Genomic DNA, 22,964 nt, shown 5'->3' on the forward strand with positions numbered 1-22,964 from the left:
AATCATAGGTAATGACAATGGCACAGCACTTTCTTCTTTCAGCGGCATCACGCACCCTTAGCCTTCGCAGCATCTACAAAGCTGGCGAAGCGGCGGCGCATGAGACGTTCTGCAAGATGCGCTGGCCTGAGACAGACGGTGAGGCGGTTTGCCCCGTTTGCTCCAACCAGGAGGCGTACAAGATCACCACGCGCCGCAAGTTCAAGTGCAAGAACTGCCACCACCAGTTTAGTGTCACCAGCGGTACAATCTTTGCATCCCGTAAGATGGGCTTCGTAGACCTTTTGGCCGCGATCTGCCTGATCGTGAACGCCTCCAAAGGTATGAGCATGGTGCAGCTTTCCCGCGACATTGATTGCCAATACAAGACAGCTTTTGTGCTGGCCCACAAACTGCGTGAGGCGATTGCACGTGAGGTCCAGACGGGTGAAGTGCTGGAAGGCCATGTCGAGATTGATGGTGCGTATTTTGGCGGTCACATCCGCCCCCACAACGAGAAAGCCAAGCGCGTTGATCGTCGCCTCAAGAAGCACCAGACAGGTATGCGCCGCGTTGTGGTGGCCCTGCGTGAGCGTACAGGCCGCACACTGCCCTTCGTGGCAATGACCGAGGGCGAAGGCGTAGCACTGGCACAAGAGAACGTGTCGCGCATGGCAACCATGTCAGCAGACGAAGCAAGCCACTGGGATGCTTTGCACATGGGCTATGACGTAGACCGCGTGAACCATAGCGAGATTTACAGCGACCACGGCAAGCACACAAACATGGTTGAGTCGTTCTTCTCCCGTCTGCGCAACATGATCCAAGGCCAGCACCACGGCGTGTCCCCCAAGTACCTGCACCAGTATGCCAACCACTCCGCATGGTTGGAAGACAACCGCCGCACCGACAACGGCACCATGGCGCACATCGTTGTGTCTAACGCGATGGACGCGCCCGTGTCGCGGAACTGGAAAGGCTATTGGCAGCGTGCGGCTTGATCAATTTTCAACTTATTTTGTTACAGCAAATTGACAACACACAAAATATAGTAAGGCGCAATAGACTCACACATGAGAATCGGGTAAAGAAAAAGCGCATAGGTGTTCAGACCTATGCGCTCTAAGAAACCCACCGTTTGGCCGGTGGAAATTTTGTGAATTCACACTGACACAGATGCGTCAAGTGAATCATAAAGTCAAGCCGGTCATTTTGTTCTTGAAAGGACAATTAATGACTAACGACACCCAAAGCATCCTTTGCGGCTCTTGTCGCGTACCTCTTGAAGGTCCCACTGACAGTCAGGATCAAGACCTCTTTTCCTGCCCTATTTGCGGGATTAGCGACACACGTGAAAACGTCCTCGCTGAGGTCAAAGCCTTCCTCACAGAAGCCGCAAAGCACAGTATGCAAAAATCTATGCGGCAGTCTTTCGGGCGAAGCAAGGGCATCAAGTTCACGTCGAAGCCCATCCCAAAGAAGGTTCATAGGTTCATCACTAACCATAATCTCTAACTCCTACTGGCTGGCCCTACGGGGCCAGCCTCCACAAACACCCATCTGGCCCGAAGTCCTGCACCACTATCCCTGCCTTTTTCATTTTCCACAAGCACTGGTCTACGCGACGATAGGCCACTTCGGGCGGTATCTCTGGTCGCTGTGCTGAAACATGCCGCACAATATCTCTGCGCAGTTTTGGCCCGTCTCTGAGCGCGTTCATTACCATAGCGCGGGTGTGGCCCCTCCCCGCAGCGCATGACCGCCTAGCAGGTAACACGGTGGGCATGTGAACCCCACGCAACACCAGCAACGCCTCAACATGCCCCAGCCCGTCACCATCGCCTCTTGTGATCTGCTTTCGCAGCGCCAGTAGCGCGTTATCTATCGACTTGTCCAACATGGGCCAAGAATAGCCGTTTGGGATTCACAAGTGTTGGTGCGTTTGATACATAAGGCCGAAAATATCCCGGGGGAGGCGTGAAACGCCGGGGGCAGAGCCCCCAGCATTCCGTTCTATTCGTCGCCAATTTTGTCTTGGGTCTTGGTTTCAAAATCTGACGCGTCGTGACGTTCATGCAATTGCATGGACGGCTCTCCAAACGGACGGTTCACCATACGTCCGCGCGTCACGGCAGGTCGTGCATCGATTTTTTCGGCCCAAGCCATGACGTGTTTGTAGCTTTTCACGTCCAGGAATTCAGCGGCCTCATAAAGACGTCCCAGCACCAACTGGCCGTACCAGGCCCAAATCGCCATATCCGCGATCGTATAGTCTTCGCCTGCGATATAAGACGTTTCCGCCAGTTGCCGGTCCAACACATCCAGCTGGCGCTTGGTTTCCATTGTGAAGCGATTGATGGGATATTCATACTTTTCTGGTGCATAGGCATAAAAATGCCCGAAGCCGCCACCCAAATACGGGGCGCTGCCCATTTGCCAGAACACCCAATTCATGACTTCGGCTTTGGCTGCTGGATCTGTCGGGACGAAGGCGTCAAATTTTTCCGCCAGATATAGCATAATCGACGCGCTTTCGAACAAGCGCACAGGTGTGTCGCCCGACCGGTCCATCATGGCGGGGATTTTGGAATTCGGATTGATTTCGACAAAACCGGACCCGAATTGATCCCCTTCACCGATGTTCACCAGATAGGCGTCATATTCCGCGCCCTTGTGGCCCGCTTCCAAAAGCTCTTCCAAAAGTACGGTCACTTTAACGCCGTTTGGCGTCGCCAGTGAATGCAGCTGCAAGGGGTGCTTGCCGATCGGCAGTTCCTTGTCATGGGTGGGCCCTGCGATGGGGCGGTTGATATTGGCGAATTTCCCGCCTGAAGACGTGTCCCATGTCCAGACTGCGGGGGGGGTGTATGTTGGGTCGCTCATGTGACGTGCCTTTCGGGTAAATTCTGTCGGCTTAACCTATGTCATGTGGTGCGCGGCGCAAGGAGGGTGGCACGCAGAAGTGATGACATCCGTCGCGTCATTGGTTTAATAAAGTGAACAAAAGAGTCAAAAAGTTATATTTTTATAATGATCTGACCAGGGCTACATCATGTTCCAACGCACACAAAGGAACGCGCCATGGATATGCTTGCAGACGTTGCCGCCACGATCATCGCTCAGATGCAAAAGCCCACGCTGGCTTTCTTGATTGGGGGGATGATGCTGGCCGCCTTGGGCAGCAAGCTAGAAGTGCCCGAACCCGTTTATAAATTCATTGTATTACTGCTGCTTCTCAAGGTTGGGATGGGTGCGGGTATTTCGGTGCGGGAAGCGGATTTTGTCGAGCTTTTGGTGCCCGGCCTGTTGGCGGTGGCCGTCGGGGTGACGATCGTTTTGTTGGGCAGTCGCACTTTGGCGGGGTTCAAGGGTGTGTCCAACACCGATGGCATGGCGACGGCGGGCTTGTTTGGTGCCGTTTCGGCCTCCACTCTGGCTGCGGGCATGTCTATTTTGGACGGCGAAAGCATCTACTATGAAGGGTTCATTGCCGCCCTCTACCCATTCATGGATGTTGCCGCATTGGTCACGGCCATCGTGCTTGCCAAAATGGCTGCGGCACGGAAATCAGCGTCTTCTGTGCAGGGCGGCGTTATGACAATGGGGGGCGATACGCCCATAAATCGCAACGCCAAAGAAGATGCTGAAATCGAAGATGGCCTAATCAAAGGCATTCTAACCGATACCTTGAAAAGCAGTGCGATCTCCGCGCTTTTGCTGGGCCTGGCCCTTGGGTTTTTTGCACGGCCCGACAGCGTCTACGCCAGCTTTTATGAACCACTTTTCCGGGGGCTACTGTCTGTTTTGATGTTGATCATGGGCATGGAGGCGTGGTCGCGGCTGGCGGATTTGCGCAAGGTGGCCCATGCCTACGTTATCTATGGGCTGACCGCGCCTTTGGTACATGGCATGATCGGCTTCGGTGCCGGATTGATTGCCCATCACATGACGGGCTTTTCAGCGGGCGGTGTGGTGCTTTTGGCTATTATGGCGGCCTCCAGTTCAGATATTTCGGGGCCGCCGACGATGCGCGCGGCATTGCCCGAAGCCAATCCTTCCGCCTATGTGGGGGCATCTACCGGTCTTGGAACGCCTGTCGCCATCCTAAGCATTCCAATGTTCATGGCCTTGGCCGACTGGGCCATCGGGTTCTAGGGGGCATTGGGCTGCCCTTCGGTTGAAGCGGCCCCTTTGCGTTGCGACCAGACAATTGCAACCAAGATGATCGCCCCGCCTGCAAGCGTTTGTATGGCGGGGTGTTCGTTTAGGATCAGCAGGGCAAGAACCGGGGCCAGCGGCATTTCCAAAATCGAAAGCAATGCGGTTTCTGCCGAAGGCAGGCGTCGTGCCCCTTCGGACAAGGTGACGGATGCAACTGCAAACACCAGTCCAAACGCCGCCAGAACGGGAAGATCCGAAATAGGGACGTCAAACGGGGCGCCCAGAATGGCGGCGATGGGCAGTAGAATGATGGAAGACAAAGCCGCAGGCAGCGCGGCTGGTGTTTCGGGGAAGCGACGGTAGATGACCATGCTGCCTGCCATCATACATGTCATCCACAAGGCCAGCGCGTCCCCTGCGATGTGTAACGATCCAAGTGAACCGGACAGAATGACAAACACGCCTGCAAAAGCTGCGGTACTTGCGATCATGACGGTTTTTGTGGGCGCTTCCCGGATCAGACCCCACGCCAATGCGGCGGCGACAAAAGGGGCAGCGGCGTAGATGATGGCGACATTGGCCACGGTGCTCAGCTTGAAGGCCGGAATGAAGGCCGCTGTGCCAGAGGCCAGCAGCAAGGCCGCGCCGTAGGCAGGCCGGGTCATTGCCCGAGCTTCCCGACGCAACGCACCGCGCAGCCCAAGGTACAGCAACGTGAAACTTGCTGCAAAGACCCCGCGCCAGAAGATGATGTCCCATGCGGCTGTCTCTACGCCTTTGGTGAAGATACCCGCGCTTGAGAAAACCACGGCTGAGACAATGACCAGAATAACGCCGATGCGGCGTTGGGGGTGTTGTGGATGATTTGGCATAGGTGCTGTCCTGTTGTTTGGCGCAGCAGTAATGCATGTCTCCTGACATCTGTGTGTCAGTGGTGTTAGTCTATGAGGGCACAAAAAGGGGACAAGCCTGTGTCAAAAACCAATCGCTTTTTTGAAATCATTCAAATGTTGCGGATGAGCTCCCGGCCGGTGTTGGCGCAGGAATTGGCCGATGCGCTAGAGGTTTCGGTGCGGACGATCTACCGTGATATTGCGACGTTGCAGGCCCGCCAGACCCCGATCTATGGGGAAGCGGGGGTAGGCTATGTCATGCGCAAAGGGTATGATTTGCCAAGTCTCAATCTGGATATGGAAGAAGCCGAAGCTGTGGCTGTGGGCCTCAGTATGATCGCACGGACCGGTGATGCTGGCCTGTGGCGTGCGGCGGAGCGGGCTGCACGTAAATTGCATCAGGTGGCCCCGGGCACGCGCCAGCTTGTGGCGTCGTCCTACGGGGTCGAAGCGACGCCGGTGGATCTGGGGTTGGTGCGCCGCGCCATCCGCGATGAACGCAAGCTGCGCATCACCTATAGTGATGTGAACGACCACCTGACAGAACGTGTGATCTGGCCCATCGCAATGGTCTATTACATGGATGCTGCTATGGCTGTCGGGTGGTGTGAATTGCGCTGTGGTTTGCGGCACTTTCGCATGGACCGCATGCCTACATGCGTTGAAACAGAACACCATTTCGCGGGGCAGGGGGCGGCGTTGCTTGCGCTTTGGGAAGCTACCCAGAAGGATGAAACGGTTTCCACCCGTGCGCTTAGAGGGTCCGGACCCTAGGTTTTTAACCGCGACCGTTTCAGACTTTTTTGCTTTTCACCAAAGCCCGCACAATCGCAAAGATGGTCAGTACGGTCAGCCCCCAGAAGAACCATGTGATTGGGCCACGCAACAAGATCATGGGATCGCTGCCCGACATCAACATGGATTGTCGAAAGTTGTCTTCCAACAAAGGGCCAAGAATGAAAGCGATCAGGAAAGGCGCTGCAGGGACGCTGTACCGCATCATCAGATACCCGACCCAACCCATGACGAACATCACCCCCACATCGAAGATGTTGTTGTTTACCGCGTACACGCCGTAAATGCACAGCACCAAAACGGCAGGCATGAGGATGCGTTTGGGGAGGTCTGCCACAAAGCGAAACCCTTCGATGGCAACGCTGCCGACAACGAACAAAAAGGCCGAGCTGACGATCAAACCGATGAACAGCCCATAGACAATATCCGCGTTTAACAAAAACATCATGGGCCCGGGTTGCAGGCCATGCACCATAAAGGCGCCGATGATGATGGCCGTGATGACATCACCGGGCACGCCAAGCGCCAACAGCGGGATCAGCGTAGCCCCTGCCACGCCGTTGTTGCCGGCCTCAGAGGCGGCAACGCCTTCGATTTCACCGGTGCCAAACTTGTCTTTGTTGGATGATTTTCGTCGGGCTTCGGAATAGCTCAGAAACGCGGACGGGGCGGCGCCGATGCCTGGAATAGAGCCAAGGAATACCCCGATCATGCTGCCACGGATTATGGATTTGAAGCTGCGGCGGTAGTCCTTGAAGCTGACCTTGCTTTGGCCCAATGCGCGGGCCTTTCCCAAATGCGCGACAGGGTTCCACGCCATTGCGATGATTTCGGGGATGGCAAACAACCCGATCAGCACGGCGATGAAATTCAAACCGCCCATCATGTTGGGATCGCCAAATGTGAAACGGTTCGTGCCATAGACCAGATCAAGGCCCACAGTCGCCAGCAGCAACCCCAACATCGCCGACAAAGCACCGCGCAACAGGCTTTCGCCGGATACACCCGCGATGATGGTCAGTGAAAATAGAATGAGTGCAAAGAACTCCGGCGGTCCAAAACTAAGGGCAAAGGATGCCAGCCATCCCGCAAACAGGATCAACGCCAGGTTTGATACCAGATCGGCGGTGCAGGATGCCCAAAGCGCCATACCCAAGGCACGGCCCGCTTCGCCTTTTTCTGCCATGGGATAGCCATCCAGAATTGTGGCCGATGACGCGGGCGTGCCCGGTGTCTTGATCAGGATTGCAGGGATCGATCCCCCGAAAATGCCGCCCTTGTACACACCCAACAGCAACAAAATGCCGGTGATGGGTTGAAGGGAAAACGTAAAGGGCAAGGTCAACGCGACAGCCATCGTCGCGGACAAACCCGGAATGGCGCCACCCACAACGCCGATGCAGATGCCCGCAAAAAGCGCCAGAAAGGCTTCGAATGATGCGACAAGGCCAAGCCCTGCCATCAGGCTGTCGGCAAAACTCATGGCAGTCTCACAAAGTTGCCTTGCGGGATGGCCACACCGGCGACATGCGCAAAGAAGATGTACAATCCCAACGGGATCAAAATTGCGCAGGCCAATGCGATGCGCGGGTGCCGTGTGCGAAACAGGATCGCCGTGACAAAGAAGACCAGCATGGTGGTCCAGACCATGCCAAGGCGGGGCAGCGCCAACATGGTCAACGCCATGATGACCGCCAATGCCGTCAAACGCAGCCATGACGCGCCAACGGTTTCGGTTGCGGCATCCTGTGTGACGTCAGGGCTGGCGAAGCGCCCCACAAGGATTAATCCCAAACCGATCAATCCCGTAAGCCCCGTCAGAACATAAGGCCAAAATGTCGGAGACAGCACAATGTTCGACACGTTGCTGGGCGATGACACCCATGTCGGGATCGCAAGAAACCCCAAAAAAAGCGCCGCGATACACGCGCCGATCCCCAGCCTAAGCTGAACGACTTTTGGTGACATGTCAGCTGTCCCTTGTTATGGACGCGGCCGCCTGGTGTCGGGGGCCGCGTCAGGTCGCAGTGCTTTGCAAAAACGACCAGATGTCAGCCTTCGATGCGCATACCCAATTCGTCCACAAGATCGCGAAAGATTGTGTATTGGCCTTGAATAAAGGCATTGGCCTCTTCGGGGTCCATCAATTCGATGACTGATCCCCTTGCGCTCATGGTTTCGTTGAACTTGGCATCTTGGGTGGCTGCGGCCATCCATTCACCCCAGTTCGCGGCGACATCGTCAGGCAAATCATCCGGCCCTGCGATGCCTGTCCAACCAACCAGCTTGTTCAGGCGGTCTTTGCCCAGATCATTGGCGGTCGGAGCGTCAAAACCCACAACGGGTTCCGGTGTTGTCACCATCAAAGGCTTCAGCTGACCATTGGCCACAAAGCCCGCCAAAGCGGAAGAGTTGGTGCATAAAAACGTCGCGGTGCCGTTCAAAACAGCTGTCGCGGCAGCGCCGCCACCCTTTTGTGGAATATGTGTTGCGGCCGTAAGGGGATCATCCACGCCAAATTCCTTCAGCACCATGGCACCCGCCAAATGCAACAACGACCCGACACCGGAAGAACTGTAGCTGACGCCACCTTCGGCGACTTTGGCAATCAGCTCGTCCATGGAATTTATGCCTGATGCAGGGGTTACAGCACATGCGACAGGGTTGATTTCATAGACCGTTACAAAGCGAAAATCGTCTAGCGTGTAAGGCAGTGTGGCTTTCATCGCGGGGTTCACCGAATGGGACCCGACACGTGCGAACAACATCGTATAGCCGTCGGCTTTGGCATTTTGAACTGTAACGGATCCGGTAGCACCACCCGCGCCAGTCACATTGGCCATGATCAGGGGCTGACCCACCGCATCGCCCAAAGGTTCGGCGATGGTGCGTGCAGAAATGTCTGTGGCGCCGCCTGCGCCGTAAGGGATCACCATCTTGATGGCCCGTTCGGGGTATTCAGCGGCGGCCGCTGTCGCGGACAATGCCGCGCCCAACGCAAGTGCGGATGTCAATTTGTAAAATGTCATGATGTCCTCCCTATTGTTCTGTGCCAGTTGAAACCGGCTTGAGGGAAGTGTAGGCGTAAGCTGTGCTTAAAAGTAGTTAAAATATCTTACAGCTACTGAAAGAATAGCTTATGCTGTGTCGGAGCCTGAAATGACCATTCGCTTGTTGCGCACCTTGATTGCGATTGCCGATACACGCACGTTTACGGCAGCCGCTGGGGTTGTGCATGTGACCCACGCGGCTGTCAGCCAACAAATGCAAACCTTGGAAGCTGACCTGGGCGTCGCCCTTTTCAATCGCAGCACACGCACCCCTGAATTAACTCCGGTGGCGCATCAGATTGTGGCCAAGGCCCGCAAACTGGTTGCGGATTATGACAATCTGGTGCCGTCGGTTTTGGGGGATGGCGGCTTGAACGGGTTGGTGACATTGGGGGTGTTGCGCACCACTTTGACCGGGTTGACGCCACAGGCCATGGCCATTCTGAAAACCAATTTTCCCGATGTCGGATTGCGCATCCGTCCGGGTTTGACAGGTACATTGTTGGCCGATGTCGCACGCGGTGATCTGGACGCGGCCATCGTCACAAAGCCACATTTGATGCCAGACGGCATTCAGTTCCGCGATCTGACAGAAGAACCGATGGAGCTGATCGCCGCTATGGAGGAACAAGGTGATGATCCAATTGCCTTGCTCAAAACCCGTCCCTTTATTCGATTTAACCGCAATGCCGTGGTCGGCACCCTGATCGACAATTGGATTTTGTCCAAAGGGTTACGTGTGATGGAAACTATGGAGTTGGACAGCCCCGAAGCCATCTCAAGTATGGTGCGGGCCAACCTTGGGGTGTCCATCGTACCGAGTCTTGCCGTTAAACCGCTGGAAAGTGTGCCGGTGAAGCGATTGCCGTTGGGGCAGGACGCGCCGACGCGGATATTGGGGCTGGCATATCGCAAGGATCAGTTGAAAATCCGCCTTCTGGACGAACTTTTCGCCATTCTGCAACGCGTTGTCGAAAAGGCGGGATCATGAATTTTGATCTGTTGCTTTATCTTGTACTTGGGGCCGTCGCTGGCGGGTTTATCAACGGTCTAGCAGGCACAGGCACGGCCTTGTTCGCGCTGGGCTTTTATCTGGTTGTGCTAGAGCCAATCACGGCCGTTGCTGTTGTCGCCTTCATGGCTGTGCTTGCCGGGATACAGGGCCTTTGGATCGTGCGGGCGCAGATTTTCAATGAGCCGCGCCGCTTGTTGCGTTTTGTTGTTCCAGGGCTTGTGGGCGTGCCGTTGGGGTTGCTGTTGTTGGGGCTGATCAACGCGAGCTTGCTGCGCATCGCGATTGCCACTTTGCTGATTGTGTATGGTGGATATTTCACTTTTCGGGCCGCTTTGCCCGCGTTCTCACGTAAAACGCCGCTGTTGGATGCAGCTGTGGGGTTTATTGGTGGTGTGTTGGGTGGGGCTGCGTCCGTGTCAGGGGCGATCCCGTCCATGTGGTTATCTTTGCGTCCTTGGACAAAGTCGGAAATGCGGGCCGTTTTGCAGCCCTATAATATGGCCACGCTGTGCACCACAGTCACGCTTTTGGCCGTCAAAGGGGCCTACGATGCGGTCGCGTTTCAAGCGTTGATGGTCACTGTTCCTTGCGGACTGATTGCGGCACAAGTGGGCATCATGGTGTTTCGCAGGCTTAGCGATATCGCGTTCCGGCGGCTTTTGATCGGTCTGACCTTGTTGATGGGGATAGGCATTATGGTCAGCGAAGTGCTTTAGGGTCAGGCCCCATTGATTCTGCGCCGTCAGCGGCAATTTCACAAGATTTCAGTGGTTTGGGCCGTGCCGCAAATAGTAGTTCTATTTGCAAGCGTTCCACGACGCTGAAATGAAGTGAAATCGTCGCCCTCTGGGTTTGACAGATTTTCCCGCTGACAGCGTCACATCTGTTTGAAATAGAACCACTATTCTTGCACAGATGCTTCTTGTCAGCGAAAAAATCTGTCAAACTGACGGCGCAGAATTAATGGGGCCTGACCCTAGATCACCTCATCCGTGCGGTCGTCGCTTTCACCATAACGCTTAAGGGTTGCAGGGCGTGTGCCTTCATAGACCCGTTCTACATTATGTGCGATTTTTGCGTTTTCGCGTTCAAACAGGCAATCACCGTTCATGTCAGACGCCACGATAAACGGCCCCATGCGGTTGCATTTTATTACCCACATGGCTTGCGCGATGCCCAGTTCCTCGTTCCAGTGTACGGCTTCTACGTTTTCGACGCCGCGCCCCAACAACGCGCCTGTACCGTAACCCACGGTGGACAGATAAACAGCACCATTGGGCACGAAGTAGTCCTTGTAATCCTTTGAGGTCATACCCCCCTTGCCGACGATCAGCTTTGCGCCCGTTTTGGCCATCCATTCAGGCAACCATTTGGCAAAACGGAAAGATGCGGTTGCCGTGACCGCCCCCATGTCAAAACTGCCATCCGCGTTGATCCGAGCAGCAGGAGAACAATGAAAGTTCGCCGCCGACTGGCTTGGTAATTCCATAGGAATGTTGGCTTTTTCCTCAAGTGCGCGCATGTAGACCCCTTCGCGCGCAGTATACATCAGTCCCGTCAGGTACACGATATCGCCAAGGCGCAGGTCCGCGATGGCGGCGTCTGTGGGGGTGGTGGACAACTCGACTTCGCGCAAGCTCATTCCGCAGCCTCCTGCAGGGGTTCCCAATCGACGGTTTCGCGCCGTTGATAAGGCGTGAACCAATCGGGGTCAGTGCGATGTTCGATCCGTCCGTCTGCGTGGATGCGGGCCACAGCGCGGCGCGATGACAGGCAGAACGCATGCACAGACATTGGCATCCCGCCCGTGTGGCAATAGCCCACCTCGATGTTGCAATCGATCACCATGTTTTTGCCGACAAAGCCCATAGCCCCCATGCCAATAGAGTTGCCAAGTTCTTTGAACTCCTCCTCCATCTTGGCGATTTCGGGGTCGCTGTTGCGGCTGCCGACGATGCGCAAGGTAGAGGCGCGTTTTCCCAAAGTCATGCAAATGTCTTTTGATCCACCAAGCCCGATGCCGATGATCGCAGGTTGGCAGGCAAGGCCACGTTTGCCGAAAGCCATGAGGCTATCAAGGTAAAACCGTTTGATGCCCTGAATGCCGTCGCTAGGGAACAACATCCTGTAATCACTTCCAAAAAGCCCGCCCTTGTGAACGGTGATCAGGTCGATCCAAGCGCCATCCGGTTCAAACCCGTATTCGATTTCGGGTGCGCCTATCCCGACGTTGTTATTGTGATCTGTGCGCCACAAAGGGTGTACGCGATTGGGGCGCAAAGGCACCCCGTTGGTGGCATTGGCGGTGGCGCGGCGCAGGGCGGCTTCGAGTGCGATCATACCGCCCTCGATCTGTGCATCATTGCCCATTTTGACAAACCAACGCGGCACGCCCGTGTCACCACACATCGCGCGGCGGTCTTCCTTGGCGGCCTCGTAGTTTTCCAGCATGGCTTTGAGGACAAAGGACGACAGGTCGCCGTCTTCGGTCTTGGCTGCCTGTTGAAGCCCGTCAAGGTAGTCCTGAGGGATCTCAATCGCGGCCTTGTCCATGAGGGTTTCGGCGGTGGATTGGATGAGGGAGATAGGGATCACGTTCCGTTTCCTTTTTCCTGTGCCGGGACTGTTTCGACAATAGTTATGAGCCAAAGCTTTTTGCGGTTGTCTACAAAGCTCACGCAAAACGTGTTTTCGGTGTTGGTGATAGGCGTGTAGTCAACCATCTGCTCGAACAAATCTGGCTTTGCATTGTCCTGAAGATTGCGAAACTCGCATGACACTGACTCTTCAATAAATGCCAAAGCTGCGAGTTCGTAAGTTGTTTCGCGCTGTTGCGAAATATACGTTTCACCGTCTCGATCGACAACAAAAGTAAATAACTTCATGGTACTGCCACCAAAGTCTCCGGCGCATCCTCAGGCAAAACGGTTTCGCCGGGGCGCACGATTGTGAATTGAACGGGTTCGCGGGTAACTTGAACGTTTTCGCCACTCATTTGCGCCACCGTGAAATCGCTGTCTTCCATGGCACCTGCATCGGGGAAATCTTCGCGGAAATGTGCGCCGCGCGAGTTTTCGCGTGCGATACCAGCCTTGGTGATGACTTCGGAAATATCACACAAAGAACGCAGGTTCAGCCAATCGTGCCACGTCAGGTTAAACGCAAGATTGCTGTTGTCGACGCCCACGTCCATCAGCGCGACCGACACCTGTGCGATGCCTGCCAACCCGCGTTTCATGCCAGCTCCGGTGCGCATCACGCCGACCTCTTCCCACATCAAATCTTGCAGCTGTTTGCGTAGGGGCAGCACCAGATCGGGCTTTTGCGTCAGGGGATAGATGGCGCGTTCCAATTCTGCTGCCAGCACGGTTTCGTCCGGATCGCGCAGGGTCATGCCGACCACATCGCGCCCCATGGTGTCGCCTGCGATGCCGCCATAGACGGTGGAATTGGCCACACCATTGCCTCCCAAGCGGTTGGAGCCATGCGCGCCGCCTGCGTCCTCGCCCGCCACATAAAGCCCTTCCATGGCCGTGCGTGTGTCCACGTCCACAACCACACCGCCCATGAAATAGTGCGCTGTCGGCACGACCTCGACCTTGCCTGTGGCCAGATCAAAACCTGAATCTGCACATCGGTTTACCATGCCTTTGAACTTCTGACGCACAAAATCCGGTCCCAGATGCGACATGGAAATGAACACACCCTCTTGGTCGGGATTGTTGTTTTTGCGCATTTCCGCGTAGATGCCGCGGCTGACGACATCGCGTGTGGCGCGTTCGCCTTTGGGATCAAAGTCGAACATAAACCGTTGCCCTGCATGGGAAATCAGCTGACCACCTGCGCCGCGCAGTCCTTCTTCCAGCACCGTGCCAGTCATGCGGGTGTGGTCCCCCGCCAAAAGCCCTGTGGGGTGGAATTGCACCATTTCCATATCGCGCAGTTTCAGCCCTGCGCGTAACGCCATCGCCAGCCCGTCCATCGTTTTGTCGCCGCTGGGGGTGTGGTATTTATACATGGTCGGGCCGCCACCGGTGCCCATCAGCACGGTCTTGGCCCGCACCAAACGGAACTTTCCGGTGCGCATGTCGATCATCAAAACACCTGCTAAGGCGCTACCATCCTTTGTCGGGATCAGACCCACCGCGCGGTGTTCCTGTAGCTTTTCGACCCCGCTGGCCAGCACCTTTTCCATCAAGCGATTGATGATTTCGATGCCTGTCAAATCGCCTTTGTGAACCGTTCGATCGGCGGTTTGGCCTGCAAAGGCCTTTTGGTGCAGTGATCCATCTGGGTTACGATCAAAGAAGCAGCCGACCTCATTTTCCAATTCGCGGATACGCACCACAGCCTGTTCGCACAGCCGCCATGCCATGTCTTGGTCGGGCAGCCATTTGCCACCGTTGATCGTATCCATAAAATGCCGTTCAACAGTGTCGCCGCCACCAAGCGCCACGTTGTAGCCGCCTTGTACCATCCGCGTGCAGCCGCATTTTCCGATCAATCCTTTGACGGCGATGGTGATTTTGGTGCCTTCCGGTGCCGTTTGCCCAGCGTGAAGGGCCGCGAACAGGCCCGCGCCGCCCGTGCCAAGGATCAGGATGTCGGTGTCGTGCCGTTCAATATCAGAGACGCGCATGGGTCAGATCGCTTTCATGAAAAACAGGCAGGCCACGGCGAAAGACGTCGCAGTTGCCAAAGCGGCCAATGTTTTTTGGGGTGGGGTCCAGGGCACCCATTCCATCGCCATCAGGCGCAGGCCACCGAACAAGTGCACCGCCAGCAGGAACACCAGCCCGAATTCTGCCAGTTTGAAGACAAACATCTCCGAAAACTGCAAACCTGCATCCATCGCGGCGGCCCCGTGCAGGGCTTGACCCAGAAGCAGAAAGTGCAGGGGCAGAAACAGCGCCAGCCCGATACCGGACAGACGGTGCAAGACATAAGCCAACCACAATGGGTGGGCACGCGATGTGATGCTGGGTTTGCTCATGCGTTGACACCTGTGGCGAAAGTCACGGCCCAAACGGCGCGTCCGCCCAGTATCAACAGGATAAGACCAAAGCCCCACATGAACCCTTCAAGCACAGGACCTTTCAGCCCGCCCCATTCATGCGCCACAGTTCGCAGCCCGATTGCGCCATGCACGGACACGGCGATCACGAAGGTGCCGTAGAACAGGAACCATGCCAGTGACCCTTGGGTGCGTCCCAGAATTTCTGCGGCCGACACGCCGCCTTGGATGGCGTAGATCATTACAGCCAGATGGCCCAGAACCAGCGGCGCCATCAACAGGGCGGTGATCCGTTGCAGCATGTAAAGGCGCAGGGTCAGCATCTAACGGTCCTTTTTGAAAAAGGAGGTGTTGAAAAAGGATTTCGCCGTTTCGCGTTTCAGCCCCGCGATGGCGGACATCGGATCCAGATCATTGGGGCAATAGATGGTGCAGGACCCCATTGAATGACAGTTGTGGCAGCCGCCCGTTCCTGAAATGGCGTCCAGAATGGCCACGCGACCGTCGTCTTTTGCGTCGTTCAAAAGCGTCCACGCGCGCTGCAAAGCGGCAGGGCCAAGGTAGTCGGGGTTGCCCGACACCGTGTCGCAGGCCGCGTAACACACTGAGCAGTTGATGCACTCAATACCTGCGTTCGCCTCAACCCGTGCAGGGGCCGTTTCATTGATGGGGGCGATGGGGTCGTCACGGGTCAATGCGCCGTGATGTACCCCTTCTGCGGCGACCCATTTGTCGAAAAACGGGTCCATGTCCACAGCCAGATCCTTGATAACCGGCAGATTGCGCAGAGGGCCGATTGTGACGGCGTTGCCATCCAGAACCTTTGAAATATGGGTGCGACACGTCCAGCGCGGCACGCCGCCCACCATCATCGCGCAGCTGCCACACATGCCCACACGACAGGCAAAGCGGTAGCTTAGGGTTGGGTCGGCGTTTTGCTGGATCCAGGATACCACGTCCAGCACGGTTTGATTGTCGTAGGCGGGGACCTCAAATTCGGTCTGTGCGCCATTTGCATCTGGCCCGCGGTCAATGGTGACTTTTAGATGATCAAAGGGCGGATCGGTGGGCATAGGCGGCTTTGTCTTTCAACAGATGTTCGTTTTGTGGCACAGTGTAGACTAAAGTTACGCTTTATAAACGCGACAATTTCTTTCTATTTTCGTTAGTCGCCCTAACAAAAAACAGCACATCAAGAGGTGATTATGTCATCATCACAGGCTCCGACAGGACCGGCCCCAACATTGCAGCAGCTTTTGGAAAGCAGGTATAGTGATGCGCCCGCTGTAGATGCGGCATATGATATTCCGGCTTTGCGTGGCATCGCAGGGCGCGGTTCGTGTCGCAGCTTTGTAGATGCACCGGTGCCAGATGCGATGGTGCAGGTGCTGTGTGCGACAGCTTTGGCGGCACCCACCAAAAGCGACTTGCAACAGCGCGACATTGTTCTGGTTCAGGATCAGACCAAGCGTGCCGCTTTGGCACAGCTTGTGGCGGGGCAGGCGTGGGTGGCGCAGGCCCCGCTGATTGCAGTCTTTTGCGGCAACAATCGCCGCCAAAGACTGTTGCATGAATGGCAGGATGTGCCGTTTGCCAATGATCATCTTGATGCGTTTTTCAATGCCGCCACAGACGCGGCTATCGCGCTTGGTGCTTTCGTTACAGCCGCAGAGGCGCTTGGCCTTGGATGTTGCCCTATAAGTGCTGTGCGCAATCAGGCGCAGGGGGTGTCTGATATGTTGGACTTGCCGCAGCATGTGTTTCCTTTCGCGGGGCTTGCCATTGGGTTTCCGTCCGTCCCTTGTCAGATTTCACCACGCCTGCCGATGGCGGTTACGGTGCACAAAGACCGCTATTGTGAAGATGATGTGAAGGAAGCAGTGGAAATATATGACCGCGACAGGACCCAGCGCCAACCATATGCGCAACAGCGATTTGTGGGGGCGTTCGGCCACAGCGATACTTATGGGTGGTCTCAAGACAAAGTGCGCCAATACAGCCAGCCGGAACGTGCTGATTTTGCGCAGTTTGTGAAGGCCCGGGGATTTGCTTTGGACTAAGCGCAGACCGGACACTGACCGGACGGGGGCCGGAAACGAAAAAACCGCCCCAAAAGGAACGGTTTTTTCTAAAATACTGAAGCGTGGTGTTCAGCGCTAAGGGCTTAACCTTGGCGCGCTTTGAACCGGCGCTGTGTTTTGTTGATCACATAAACACGGCCTTTGCGACGCACAACGCGGCAATCACGGTGCCGGTTCTTGAGCGAGCGGAGCGAGTTGCGAACCTTCATGGTACGAATCCTTCCTGTCTGTCTGGGCGCGAGAACCAGCGCCGGGTTAATTTTTATGCCAAACCCTGCGGTCTGGCGGTGTGTCGGATGTCAGACCGAAGCCTGACAAGAAAGAATGGTGGGCGATACAAGGATCGAACTTGTGACCCCTTCGATGTCAACGAAGTGCTCTACCGCTGAGCTAATCGCCCACTTTTACCCTTGCGAAAGCCATGCCCCAAATAAAATGGGGCGCGAATTCACGCGCCGGTACGGGGGCGTATAAAAGGAGTCGCAAGCAGGATCAAGGGCTTTTGGACAATGTATCTTTCAGTCTATGTTAAAGTCGAGATCAGGAGCCAAAATGCCCAAGTTTGCTTATGAAGTTCTGCATCCCGACCACCATACGTCCTGTGTGGTTTTTGCATCGCCCCATTCCGGGCGCGATTATCCGTGGAGCTTTTTGCGCAAGACAGTGTTGGACGAACACACCATCCGGTCTTCCGAAGATGCCTTTGTAGATCAACTGTTTGACTGCGCCCCCAAGTACGGGGCGTCTTTCCTGAAAGCCGGTGCGCCGCGCGCGTTCATCGATTTGAATCGCAGCGCTGATGAGCTTGATCCGGCCTTGATTGAAGGGGTGCGTAAATCTGGGCACAACCCGCGCATCGCGTCTGGGCTTGGGGTTGTGCCGCGTGTGGTGGCCAACGGGCGGTCTATCTACCGGGGCAAAATTCCCTTGGCCGAAGCGCATCAACGCATCGACCGATATTGGCGCCCTTATCACACGCAGCTGCAAAAGATGCTGGATGCGGCGCATCAACGGCACGGGCAAACAGTTTTGATTGATTGCCATTCCATGCCGCATGAAGCCATGGACGGTGTTGCACGTGGTGGTATGCGCAGGCCGGATGTCGTGTTGGGTGACCGTTTTGGAGCGGCAGCAGGAGGCGAAATTGTCGACCGTATCGAAGCGGCTTTTGCATCGGCGGGCTTTATTGTGACGCGAAATGCGCCGTTTGCCGGGGCCTATATCACCCAAGCCTACGGGCGCCCGTCACGTGCGCAACATGCTGTGCAGGTCGAGATCGACCGTTCCATTTACATGAACGAACAGCTTATTCGGCCCAACGGGTCCTTCGATGACGTGCGCAAGGCTTTGCGGACCGTCGTAGCAGAGGTCGCGTCGATTGGTCAGGACCGTGTGCCTTTGGCGGCAGAGTAGTCTCGCTTTGTGCGCTGTGTCGCGGTAAAGGCGTGCATGGATACCGAATTTGAAATTTTTCTGGCCACAGCGCCGGGCTTGGAACCAGTTTTGCAGGCCGAAGCAGAAAGCTTGGGGTTTGCCGTGTCAGAGGCCGTGCCCGGCGGCGTGAACATTCGTGGCAGTTGGCATGACGTCTGGCGTGCCAATTTGCTGTTGCGCGGGGCAAACCGTGTGTTGGTGCGTCTGGGGTCTTTTCGCGTCATGCATTTGGCGCAGTTGGACAAACGTGCACGCAAGTTTCCATGGGCCGACGTTCTGCGCCCGGATGTGCCGGTAAAAGTTGATGTCGTTTGCAAAAAGTCACGTGTTTATCACGCGGGTGCCGCGACCCAACGCATTGAAAAGGCTTTGGTTGAAGAACTGGGGGCCACCGTGTCCAAGGACGCGGAACTGCGGGTTATGGTGCGTATCGAAGACGATCTGTGTACAATCAGCTTGGACACATCGGGTGAACTTTTACACAAACGTGGCCACAAAGAAGCTGTTGGCAAGGCGCCGATGCGCGAAACACTGGCCAGCCTGTTTTTGCGCCAGATGGGGTTTGACGGCACCGTGCCGGTCTATGATCCGATGTGCGGGTCGGGGACGTTTGTCATCGAAGCCGCCGAAATGGCGATGGGGCTTGCTGCGGGTCGTGCGCGATCGTTCGGGTTTGAACAGTTGGCGTCGTTTGATGCGGCAGCTTGGACTGAGATCAAGGCACATCACACCCAACTTAATGACGTTCAGGTCCAGTTCGCCGGATCTGATCGTGACGCAGGTGCCGTGCGTATGGCAAGCGCCAATGCAGAACGGGCTGGCGTCGCCGGGTGTGCATCCTTTTCCATGATGCCGTTTGCGGAAGCGTCACCTTTGGATGGTCCAACGGGTTTGGTCATGGTCAATCCACCTTACGGAGCACGCATCGGAAACAAAAAAGTGCTGTATTCTGTCTATGCGGGCCTTGGTGATGCATTGAAGACGCGTTTCAAAGGGTGGCGTGTCGGAATGGTCACATCAGAGCCGGGGTTGGCTCGTGCGTCCGGTTTGCCCTTCGCCAAGCCAGGCGCACCAGTGGCCCACGGCGGTTTACGTGTGAACTTGTTCCAGACAGGGCCGCTTTAGGGGGCTTAGCCCCCGTCTTTGCGGACTCTCCCGGGATTTTTTGGGAAAAAGACAGGGTTATCTAAGTGCCCGTCCTTTGAGGATTGCGTCTTGCCCGAACTTCTTTCTGATTTTGTCGGTGGCTTGTTCGGCCGCGTTGCGTTTTCCGGCTTGGGGGTCGAGGAGGTCGCCTGAAAGGTCTGCTGTGCCGGCATCGACAAGGTGCGAGATGCCGCAACCGATCAGCCGGTAGGGGCCTTCGTCGCCCACCTGATCGAACAAGGCCCGCGCCGTGCGGTAGATTGTGTCCGCCATGTTGCTGGCCCCATTCAGGGTAAGCCTGCGCGTGAGCGAACTGTGGTTGGCCCGTTTCAGTTTCAGCGTGACCACTTTGCCAGCTATGCCTTTGGCTTTGGCCCGATCTGATACTTGTTCAGCCAGCCGCCAGATGTGCCCATCAAGGATGTCGGTGCTGGCGGTGTCTTCGTTGAAGGTAGTTTCCTTGGAGATGGATTTCACAGGCTCATGCGCCGAAACCCGTCGTTTGTCTTCCCCCCGCGCCAGATGCCAAAGCCTGTCGCCCATCCCGCCAAATCGTGCAATCAGGTCGCTGCGGTCCCAGCGCAAAAGGTCTGAAAAGGTGCGAATACCTGCCTTGTCCAACGATGCGCGTGTGACGGCCCCGACCCCCCAGATCATGCTGACGGGTTTGTCCCGCAAAAAGTCATCGGTTTCGGCCTTTCCGATCACCGAGAACCCGTGCGGTTTGTTCAGATCCGAAGCGACCTTTGCGAGGAATTTGTTGTGACTGAGGCCAATAGATCCTGTCAGGCCCAATTCGGTCCGCATTCGTTTGATCAAACGCGCCAGCATAACGGCAGGCGGGGCGCCATGCAGCCGAGCGGTCCCCGATAGGTCCATGAAAGCCTCGTCCAGCGACAATGGTTCGATATCAGGGGTCAATTCTTCCATCATGGCGCGGATTGCCTTGGAGGCATCGACATAGGCTTGCATGCGGGGTTTGATAATGACGGCGTCGGGGCACAGTTTCAGAGCCTGAAACATGGGCATTGCAGAGCGCACACCGCGAATACGCGCCACGTAGCAGGCCGTGGACACGACACCGCGACGCCCACCGCCGATGATCACCGGTTTGTCGGTCAGGCTTGGATCGTCGCGCTTTTCCACCGACGCATAAAAGGCGTCACAATCCATATGGGCAATGGACAGCGTTGTGAGTTCGTCGTGATGTACCGTGCGCGGACTGGAACAGGCCGGGCAGCGCCGTCCGGTGTCAAATTCGTGCAGGCAATCGCGACAAAGGGCTGGCATTTGGATAGGTCTTTGGCTGTGATGGCGCCAGTTTAACGAAGGGATACACAGATGAACATGCCGTTTCACGGCGCAAAGCTGGCGTTGTTTCTGGGTGATGATCTGGCTGTGTTGTTGCGCGATGATTTTGATCATATCCCGTTTCCGGACCATTGGGATCTGCCCGGTGGCGGACGGGAAGGGAACGAGGTGCCGTTGGGATGTGCTTTGCGCGAAACCTATGAAGAGTTGGGGCTGACGATCGCGCCCGAAGACGTGTCTTGGGGCAAACGATTTGACGGTGGTCAGGGCGAGGTTTGGTTGTTTGTGGCGCATTTGCCTGCTGGTTTGGCGGATGGCGTCGTGTTTGGTGACGAAGGCCAGCGTTGGGCGTTGATGGCGCCGGATGTCTTTGTGGCACATCCCAAAGCCGTGCCAAACTTTGCGGCACGCCTGCGGCTTTATCTGTCTGGTGTCGCGGGGGATTTCTACGAAAAACCCCCCCGCTGATTGGCGGGGGGAGTTGACGAACCTCAGGAAGATGCGGTTCGTCGGGGAGTATCACCTGACACAAAGCTACCACCAAAGGGCGAAATCACCTAGTCAGGATATCCTGACCCAAACAAGATACGGTGGCGTGTGGTGCAAATCACACAGACTATAGTATTACTTCAAGCTGTCGATGATGGCCCGTGCCGCGGTGGCCGGGTTGTCCGCCTGCCAAACGGGTCGCCCCACAACGATGTGGTTTGCACCGTCTTTTATGGCTTGCTCGGGTGTTGCGACACGTTTTTGATCCCCAAGGGCGGCACCCGCCGGACGGACGCCAGGGGTCACGATCAGCTTGCCCTTTGCCTCGGGCAACGCGCGGATCAAAGCCGCTTCCTGTGGGGACGCAATAACACCGTCTGCCCCTGCCTCAAGGGCGCGCGCTGCGCGGGTTGTCACCAGATCGGGGATGTCTCCGGGTTGGATCATACAGGCATCCAGATCATTGCGATCGAGCGACGTCAGAATTGTGACGCCCAGGATTTTCATATCTGAACCGGCGGCCCCTTCTTTGGCGGCTTTGACCACATGGGGGTCTCCGTGCACTGTCAGAAAATCCAGATCGAACTGTGCAAGTCCACGCACGGCGGTTTCGACTGTGGCCGAGATATCGAACAGTTTCATGTCCAAGAAGATGCGCTTGCCGTGTTCTTGTTTCAACTCATGGGCCAAGGCCAGCCCGCCGCCTGTCAGCATGCCAAGACCGATCTTGTAAAAGCTGACGGCATCACCGATTTTTGCCGCCAGTTCCAAGCCTGCATGGGCATTGGGCACATCAAGTGCCACGATTAGTCTATCATCTGCCATATGCGTGTCCCTTCAATTTATGCTTTGGCGGGTGCTACCGGATGGGCGGGGCCAAGTCCATGTCTGGCCGTGGTTCGCGCATAAAAAGGCCCGGTACACCAAAGGTGACCGGGCAGGTATCAGAGACGTTGCAGGCAGGCAGCTTGTCTCTGGAGGCAGGCCCGTTGATGCGCGAGGACAGATCGCGCGTTGGCAGGGGCCTGCGGACGAGAATTCGGGTTAGGCCGCAAGTTGGCGCAGCATTGCGATTGCGTCAAAGGCCGGCTTTGGCACGGTGCGTCCTGCGCGTTGTGGTGCGATTGGGCCCGCAATGCGGTGGGATGCCAGGCCGGGTTTGCCCGCATATCTGCGCAGCGCGTGTGTGGTCAGGCCAGCGGCGGCGTCTTCAAAGCTCATGTCGATGGGGGCGTCGATGGCGCATGCGATTTTGCGCGATGCTGTGCCGTCGGAAACTGTAGCCAATGCCTCGAAGCTTTGGTTGGCTGCGTTGTAGAAAACGTTGCTCAGTTCAACTTTTGCCGTGATCATCTTTTACACCTGTATCTTGTTTGCTCTTCGTTAACTAACAATAGATGTGGGGATTTTGTTCCGTCTGTGTAGGGGGAATTTAGTGAACTTTTTGTGAATCGCCGTGTGATTCCATATTATTAAGGGAATTTTAACCATTTTCAGCCCCTTGAATTGCGCAGCTTTTTGCCCAAATCAAGCACGAGGCCCAACAATTCACGTGCTGCCTGGCGGGCGTGAAACATGACAACGGGCGCTTTAAAA

25 protein-coding genes and 1 tRNA gene are annotated in these 22,964 nt (G+C 56.1%); 9 read left to right on the top strand and 17 right to left on the bottom strand.

The window, feature by feature from the left end:
- Positions 1-17 precede the first annotated feature (17 nt).
- On the top strand, positions 18-980 hold the full coding sequence (locus tag ASD8599_RS02340; protein ID WP_108827047.1) for an IS1595 family transposase: 963 nt from the start codon (positions 18-20) through the stop codon (positions 978-980).
- A gap of 1,012 nt (positions 981-1,992) precedes the next feature.
- Here ASD8599_RS02340 and yghU read toward each other — a convergent pair.
- Entirely contained in the window at positions 1,993-2,862 is an 870-nt protein-coding gene (yghU, locus tag ASD8599_RS02355) for a glutathione-dependent disulfide-bond oxidoreductase (protein ID WP_108827050.1), read from the bottom strand.
- A 198-nt stretch (positions 2,863-3,060) separates the two neighbouring features.
- On the opposite strand from yghU, the gene ASD8599_RS02360 reads away from it, so the two are divergent.
- A complete protein-coding gene (locus tag ASD8599_RS02360; RefSeq protein ID WP_108827051.1) occupies positions 3,061-4,134 on the top strand; it encodes a sodium-dependent bicarbonate transport family permease in 1,074 nt (357 codons plus the stop codon).
- Here the strand turns inward: ASD8599_RS02360 and ASD8599_RS02365 are convergent.
- Positions 4,131-5,012 (bottom strand): DMT family transporter, encoded by an 882-nt coding sequence (locus tag ASD8599_RS02365; RefSeq protein WP_108827052.1) that lies wholly within the window; start codon positions 5,010-5,012, stop codon positions 4,131-4,133. The two genes, ASD8599_RS02360 and ASD8599_RS02365, sit on opposite strands and share 4 nt — an antisense overlap.
- A gap of 99 nt (positions 5,013-5,111) precedes the next feature.
- Between ASD8599_RS02365 and ASD8599_RS02370 the strand changes: the two genes are divergently transcribed.
- The gene (locus tag ASD8599_RS02370) at positions 5,112-5,807 is read left to right on the top strand and encodes a helix-turn-helix transcriptional regulator (RefSeq protein WP_108827053.1); all 696 of its coding nucleotides are present in this window, start codon (positions 5,112-5,114) and stop codon (positions 5,805-5,807) included.
- A gap of 19 nt (positions 5,808-5,826) precedes the next feature.
- On the opposite strand, the gene ASD8599_RS02375 is transcribed toward ASD8599_RS02370, so the two are convergent.
- The 3 genes from ASD8599_RS02375 to ASD8599_RS02385 form a co-directional block, all read right to left on the bottom strand.
- A complete protein-coding gene (locus tag ASD8599_RS02375) occupies positions 5,827-7,311 on the bottom strand; it encodes a tripartite tricarboxylate transporter permease (RefSeq protein ID WP_108827054.1) in 1,485 nt (494 codons plus the stop codon).
- On the bottom strand, positions 7,308-7,796 hold the full coding sequence (locus ASD8599_RS02380; RefSeq protein ID WP_108827055.1) for a tripartite tricarboxylate transporter TctB family protein: 489 nt from the start codon (positions 7,794-7,796) through the stop codon (positions 7,308-7,310). The genes ASD8599_RS02375 and ASD8599_RS02380 overlap by 4 nt, the downstream gene beginning before the upstream one ends.
- Positions 7,797-7,879: 83 nt before the next feature.
- On the bottom strand, positions 7,880-8,857 hold the full coding sequence (locus tag ASD8599_RS02385; RefSeq protein WP_108827056.1) for a Bug family tripartite tricarboxylate transporter substrate binding protein: 978 nt from the start codon (positions 8,855-8,857) through the stop codon (positions 7,880-7,882).
- Between the two features lie 130 nt (positions 8,858-8,987).
- Between ASD8599_RS02385 and ASD8599_RS02390 the strand changes: the two genes are divergently transcribed.
- On the top strand, positions 8,988-9,869 hold the full coding sequence (locus ASD8599_RS02390; protein ID WP_108827057.1) for a LysR family transcriptional regulator: 882 nt from the start codon (positions 8,988-8,990) through the stop codon (positions 9,867-9,869).
- A complete protein-coding gene (locus ASD8599_RS02395) occupies positions 9,866-10,609 on the top strand; it encodes a sulfite exporter TauE/SafE family protein (RefSeq protein WP_108827058.1) in 744 nt (247 codons plus the stop codon). The genes ASD8599_RS02390 and ASD8599_RS02395 overlap by 4 nt, the downstream gene beginning before the upstream one ends.
- A 260-nt stretch (positions 10,610-10,869) precedes the next feature.
- Here ASD8599_RS02395 and ASD8599_RS02400 read toward each other — a convergent pair whose 3' ends face one another.
- From ASD8599_RS02400 to ASD8599_RS02430, 7 genes are read right to left on the bottom strand one after another with little or no spacing between them, the layout of a single operon-like run.
- Positions 10,870-11,535, bottom strand: a complete 666-nt coding sequence (locus ASD8599_RS02400; RefSeq protein ID WP_108827059.1) for a fumarate hydratase C-terminal domain-containing protein — start codon at positions 11,533-11,535, stop codon at positions 10,870-10,872.
- Positions 11,532-12,488 (bottom strand): fumarate hydratase, encoded by a 957-nt coding sequence (locus tag ASD8599_RS02405; protein WP_108827060.1) that lies wholly within the window; start codon positions 12,486-12,488, stop codon positions 11,532-11,534. The genes ASD8599_RS02400 and ASD8599_RS02405 overlap by 4 nt, the downstream gene beginning before the upstream one ends.
- Entirely contained in the window at positions 12,485-12,778 is a 294-nt protein-coding gene (locus tag ASD8599_RS02410; RefSeq protein ID WP_108827061.1) for a hypothetical protein, read from the bottom strand. Before ASD8599_RS02410 ends, ASD8599_RS02405 begins: the two co-directional genes overlap by 4 nt.
- Entirely contained in the window at positions 12,775-14,532 is a 1,758-nt protein-coding gene (locus ASD8599_RS02415; protein WP_108827062.1) for an L-aspartate oxidase, read from the bottom strand. The genes ASD8599_RS02410 and ASD8599_RS02415 overlap by 4 nt, the downstream gene beginning before the upstream one ends.
- Positions 14,533-14,535: 3 nt before the next feature.
- Complete coding sequence (locus tag ASD8599_RS02420; RefSeq protein ID WP_108827063.1) at positions 14,536-14,886, bottom strand: succinate dehydrogenase/fumarate reductase transmembrane subunit; 351 nt, start codon at positions 14,884-14,886, stop codon at positions 14,536-14,538.
- Complete coding sequence (locus ASD8599_RS02425) at positions 14,883-15,230, bottom strand: succinate dehydrogenase/fumarate reductase transmembrane subunit (protein ID WP_108827064.1); 348 nt, start codon at positions 15,228-15,230, stop codon at positions 14,883-14,885. Before ASD8599_RS02425 ends, ASD8599_RS02420 begins: the two co-directional genes overlap by 4 nt.
- Entirely contained in the window at positions 15,231-15,980 is a 750-nt protein-coding gene (locus ASD8599_RS02430) for a succinate dehydrogenase/fumarate reductase iron-sulfur subunit (protein ID WP_108827065.1), read from the bottom strand.
- A 132-nt stretch (positions 15,981-16,112) separates the two neighbouring features.
- On the opposite strand from ASD8599_RS02430, the gene ASD8599_RS02435 reads away from it, so the two are divergent.
- Positions 16,113-16,967, top strand: a complete 855-nt coding sequence (locus ASD8599_RS02435; RefSeq protein WP_108827066.1) for a nitroreductase family protein — start codon at positions 16,113-16,115, stop codon at positions 16,965-16,967.
- 104 nt (positions 16,968-17,071) lie between these two features.
- Here the strand turns inward: ASD8599_RS02435 and ykgO are convergent, their stop codons facing one another.
- Together ykgO and ASD8599_RS02445 are read right to left on the bottom strand one after the other, a co-directional pair.
- Positions 17,072-17,197, bottom strand: coding sequence for a type B 50S ribosomal protein L36 (gene ykgO, locus ASD8599_RS02440; RefSeq protein ID WP_005850168.1), 126 nt, complete (start codon positions 17,195-17,197; stop codon positions 17,072-17,074).
- 116 nt (positions 17,198-17,313) lie between these two features.
- Positions 17,314-17,388: transfer RNA gene (locus ASD8599_RS02445), tRNA-Val, on the bottom strand.
- A gap of 152 nt (positions 17,389-17,540) precedes the next feature.
- On the opposite strand from ASD8599_RS02445, the gene ASD8599_RS02450 reads away from it, so the two are divergent.
- The gene (locus ASD8599_RS02450; protein WP_108827067.1) at positions 17,541-18,401 is read left to right on the top strand and encodes an N-formylglutamate amidohydrolase; all 861 of its coding nucleotides are present in this window, start codon (positions 17,541-17,543) and stop codon (positions 18,399-18,401) included.
- 36 nt (positions 18,402-18,437) lie between these two features.
- Entirely contained in the window at positions 18,438-19,547 is a 1,110-nt protein-coding gene (locus ASD8599_RS02455) for a THUMP domain-containing class I SAM-dependent RNA methyltransferase (protein WP_108827068.1), read from the top strand.
- Positions 19,548-19,604: 57 nt separating this feature from the next.
- On the opposite strand, the gene ASD8599_RS02460 is transcribed toward ASD8599_RS02455, so the two are convergent.
- Positions 19,605-20,858: a DNA polymerase IV gene (locus ASD8599_RS02460; protein ID WP_108827069.1), complete on the bottom strand. Its 1,254-nt coding sequence runs from the start codon at positions 20,856-20,858 to the stop codon at positions 19,605-19,607.
- Positions 20,859-20,909: 51 nt separating this feature from the next.
- On the opposite strand from ASD8599_RS02460, the gene ASD8599_RS02465 reads away from it, so the two are divergent.
- Positions 20,910-21,347: an NUDIX hydrolase gene (locus ASD8599_RS02465; protein ID WP_306418861.1), complete on the top strand. Its 438-nt coding sequence runs from the start codon at positions 20,910-20,912 to the stop codon at positions 21,345-21,347.
- 156 nt (positions 21,348-21,503) lie between these two features.
- On the opposite strand, the gene pyrF is transcribed toward ASD8599_RS02465, so the two are convergent.
- The gene (pyrF, locus tag ASD8599_RS02470; RefSeq protein ID WP_108827070.1) at positions 21,504-22,193 is read right to left on the bottom strand and encodes an orotidine-5'-phosphate decarboxylase; all 690 of its coding nucleotides are present in this window, start codon (positions 22,191-22,193) and stop codon (positions 21,504-21,506) included.
- A 219-nt stretch (positions 22,194-22,412) separates the two neighbouring features.
- A complete protein-coding gene (locus ASD8599_RS02475; RefSeq protein ID WP_108827071.1) occupies positions 22,413-22,721 on the bottom strand; it encodes an orotidine 5-phosphate decarboxylase in 309 nt (102 codons plus the stop codon).
- Between the last annotated feature and the right edge of the window lie 243 nt (positions 22,722-22,964).

This window comes from Ascidiaceihabitans donghaensis, assembly GCF_900302465.1.
Classification (GTDB): Bacteria; Pseudomonadota; Alphaproteobacteria; order Rhodobacterales; family Rhodobacteraceae; genus Ascidiaceihabitans; species Ascidiaceihabitans donghaensis.

Coding starts and splice junctions, on each gene's coding strand:
- pyrF (WP_108827070.1), bottom strand. CDS start 22,193: ATGGCAGATGATAGACTAATCGTGGCACTTGATGTGCCCAATGCCCAT.
- ASD8599_RS02375 (WP_108827054.1), bottom strand. CDS start 7,311: ATGAGTTTTGCCGACAGCCTGATGGCAGGGCTTGGCCTTGTCGCATCA.
- ASD8599_RS02365 (WP_108827052.1), bottom strand. CDS start 5,012: ATGCCAAATCATCCACAACACCCCCAACGCCGCATCGGCGTTATTCTG.
- ASD8599_RS02450 (WP_108827067.1), top strand. CDS start 17,541: ATGCCCAAGTTTGCTTATGAAGTTCTGCATCCCGACCACCATACGTCC.
- ASD8599_RS02415 (WP_108827062.1), bottom strand. CDS start 14,532: ATGCGCGTCTCTGATATTGAACGGCACGACACCGACATCCTGATCCTT.
- yghU (WP_108827050.1), bottom strand. CDS start 2,862: ATGAGCGACCCAACATACACCCCCCCCGCAGTCTGGACATGGGACACG.
- ASD8599_RS02410 (WP_108827061.1), bottom strand. CDS start 12,778: ATGAAGTTATTTACTTTTGTTGTCGATCGAGACGGTGAAACGTATATT.
- ASD8599_RS02465 (WP_306418861.1), top strand. CDS start 20,910: ATGAACATGCCGTTTCACGGCGCAAAGCTGGCGTTGTTTCTGGGTGAT.
- ASD8599_RS02425 (WP_108827064.1), bottom strand. CDS start 15,230: ATGCTGACCCTGCGCCTTTACATGCTGCAACGGATCACCGCCCTGTTG.
- ASD8599_RS02390 (WP_108827057.1), top strand. CDS start 8,988: ATGACCATTCGCTTGTTGCGCACCTTGATTGCGATTGCCGATACACGC.
- ASD8599_RS02395 (WP_108827058.1), top strand. CDS start 9,866: ATGAATTTTGATCTGTTGCTTTATCTTGTACTTGGGGCCGTCGCTGGC.
- ASD8599_RS02430 (WP_108827065.1), bottom strand. CDS start 15,980: ATGCCCACCGATCCGCCCTTTGATCATCTAAAAGTCACCATTGACCGC.
- ASD8599_RS02385 (WP_108827056.1), bottom strand. CDS start 8,857: ATGACATTTTACAAATTGACATCCGCACTTGCGTTGGGCGCGGCATTG.
- ASD8599_RS02475 (WP_108827071.1), bottom strand. CDS start 22,721: ATGATCACGGCAAAAGTTGAACTGAGCAACGTTTTCTACAACGCAGCC.
- ASD8599_RS02460 (WP_108827069.1), bottom strand. CDS start 20,858: ATGCCAGCCCTTTGTCGCGATTGCCTGCACGAATTTGACACCGGACGG.
- ykgO (WP_005850168.1), bottom strand. CDS start 17,197: ATGAAGGTTCGCAACTCGCTCCGCTCGCTCAAGAACCGGCACCGTGAT.
- ASD8599_RS02380 (WP_108827055.1), bottom strand. CDS start 7,796: ATGTCACCAAAAGTCGTTCAGCTTAGGCTGGGGATCGGCGCGTGTATC.
- ASD8599_RS02455 (WP_108827068.1), top strand. CDS start 18,438: ATGGATACCGAATTTGAAATTTTTCTGGCCACAGCGCCGGGCTTGGAA.
- ASD8599_RS02435 (WP_108827066.1), top strand. CDS start 16,113: ATGTCATCATCACAGGCTCCGACAGGACCGGCCCCAACATTGCAGCAG.
- ASD8599_RS02420 (WP_108827063.1), bottom strand. CDS start 14,886: ATGAGCAAACCCAGCATCACATCGCGTGCCCACCCATTGTGGTTGGCT.
- ASD8599_RS02360 (WP_108827051.1), top strand. CDS start 3,061: ATGGATATGCTTGCAGACGTTGCCGCCACGATCATCGCTCAGATGCAA.
- ASD8599_RS02400 (WP_108827059.1), bottom strand. CDS start 11,535: ATGAGCTTGCGCGAAGTCGAGTTGTCCACCACCCCCACAGACGCCGCC.
- ASD8599_RS02340 (WP_108827047.1), top strand. CDS start 18: ATGGCACAGCACTTTCTTCTTTCAGCGGCATCACGCACCCTTAGCCTT.